Below are 1,981 nucleotides of genomic sequence, written 5' to 3' on the forward strand. Positions count from 1 at the left end.
GTACAACGCGTTGGTCGACAACCTCGGCGAGATCGCCAAGGGCGTCAAGGTGGGCGACGGCCTCGAAGCCGGCACCCAGCTCGGCCCGATCAACAACAAGATGCAGTTCGAGCGCGTGACCGAGCTGGTCGAGGACGCCAAGAAGCACGGCGCCAAGATCGTCACCGGCGGCTCGCGCGTCGGCAAGGAAGGTTACTTCTTCGCGCCGACGATCGTCGGAAATATTTCCGACGGCGTGCGGCTGGTCGATGAAGAGCAATTCGGGCCCGCGCTTCCGATCATTCCCTATAAGGATGTCGACGACGCGGTCCGCCGCGCGAACTCTACGCACTTCGGCCTGAGCGGTTCAGTCTGGTCCAACGATTCAGCCCGCGGCACCGAAGTCGCATCGCAGCTCGAGTGCGGTTCAGCCTGGGTCAATCAGCATCTCGCGATCGCGCCCAATCTGCCGTTCGGCGGTGCGAAGTGGTCGGGCATCGGCGTGGAAAACGGCCCGTGGGGTCTGATGGGCTTCACGGAAATCCAGGTCGTGAACTCAGTCAAACTTTCGTAATTTGTTTGAAACATCGCCCCCGCGGTATCGTAAAATCGAGCGATACCCGGGGGCCGCGTTTTTCTGAAATGGGACGCTACGACGACTACAAGGAGCGAATCCTGCGCATTAGCCAGCGCCTTTCGGCTGACGGCTACTTCGGATCGAAGTCGGGCAGCGCGGGCAACGTCTCGATGCTCGTCGAAGGCGAGGACGCCGTCGCCGTCACGCCGACCCGCCTTCAGTACGACGTGATGACTGTCGAAGACATCTGCGTCGTGGACTTCGACCTCGCGCCAATCGAGGGCAAGCGCAAACCGTCGATCGAAACCCCGATGCATGTCGCGACTTACAAAGCGCGCGCCGATGTCAGCGCGGTCATTCATACGCATCAGACTTTCGCGAGCGCGCTCAGCATTCTGAATCAACCGATCCCGCCGCTGTTCGACGAAGTCACTCTGGCCATTGGCAATACTATCGATGTAGTGCCGTACGCGTTGTCAGGTACGCGCGAACTGCACGACAATGTCGCGCACAAGCTCGCCAATCGATGCCACTGCTACATTTTGCAGAACCACGGCACCCTCTGCATCGGCACCGATCTGGACAAGACCTTCACCTTTGTCGAACTGCTCGAGAAGTCTGCGCACATCTATATGCAAGCGCTGGCGACCGGAAAGCCGGTGACCGTGCTCCCTGAAAAAACCGTCACGCAACTTCACGCGGCAGTGATAGCGCGACAGGATCGCGAAATCGCGCGCAAAAGGCCGAGTCACTGATGAGCGGATACGTGGTGACGCTCGGCGCGCACGTCCTCGACATCCTTGGCCGCTACGTTACGCACATTCCCGAGGGACAGGGCAGCGTGCTGCTCGACGAAATCAGGCTCGCGCCGGCCGGGTCCGCGGCGGGCACAGCGGTCGGCCTCGCCAAATTGGGACTCGAGGTCGCGACTGTCGGCGCCGTCGGCGACGACGCTCTCGGCGACGTTCTTGTTCGCGCGCTGAATGGATTCGGCATCGATACCAGCCACGTCGTCAGGAAGTCCGGCGTCCAGACCTCGGCCAGCATTCTTCCGATTCGGCCAAATGGAGACCGGCCCGCGCTTCACGCGATCGGAGCCAACGCCGTCTATTCGATCGACGAGGTGCCGTGGCCGCTGATCGAACACGCGTCGCATCTGCATCTCGGCGGCAACGATTCGATGCGCGGACTCGGGCGCGATGGCGCCGCGCAGATATTGCGGCGCGCGCGTGACGGCGGCGCGACCACCAGCATGGATATCCTGAGTGAAGGCTCGCCCAAGCTGCTTGCGATCCTGAAGCCGTGCCTGCCGTTCGTCGATTGGTTCATGCCTAACGCCGATCAGGCTTGCAAACTGACGGAATCGAACACGCCAGAACAGGCTGCCATTCAACTTCTCCTCTTCGGCGTGGGCGGAGTCGTGCT

At 61.6% G+C, this 1,981-nt stretch carries 3 protein-coding genes; all 3 read left to right on the forward strand.

The window, feature by feature from the left end; translation table 11 throughout:
- Window positions 1-553 (forward strand): aldehyde dehydrogenase family protein (locus tag VIW95_RS04220; protein WP_331584167.1); only part of this gene is annotated, 553 nt, incomplete at its 5' end.
- A gap of 68 nt (window positions 554-621) precedes the next feature.
- Window positions 622-1,311, forward strand: coding sequence for a class II aldolase/adducin family protein (locus tag VIW95_RS04225; RefSeq protein ID WP_331584168.1), 690 nt, complete (start codon window positions 622-624; stop codon window positions 1,309-1,311).
- A partial coding sequence (locus VIW95_RS04230) for a carbohydrate kinase family protein (RefSeq protein ID WP_331584169.1) occupies window positions 1,311-1,981 on the forward strand: 671 nt, incomplete at its 3' end. The genes VIW95_RS04225 and VIW95_RS04230, both read left to right, overlap by 1 nt.

Source organism: Binatus sp. (SeqCode), assembly GCF_036522015.1.
GTDB lineage: Bacteria > Desulfobacterota > Binatia > Binatales > Binataceae > Binatus.

Excerpts from the sequence above, each read along its gene's own strand:
- VIW95_RS04225 (WP_331584168.1), top strand. The coding sequence starts at position 622 with ATGGGACGCTACGACGACTACAAGGAGCGAATCCTGCGCATTAGCCAG.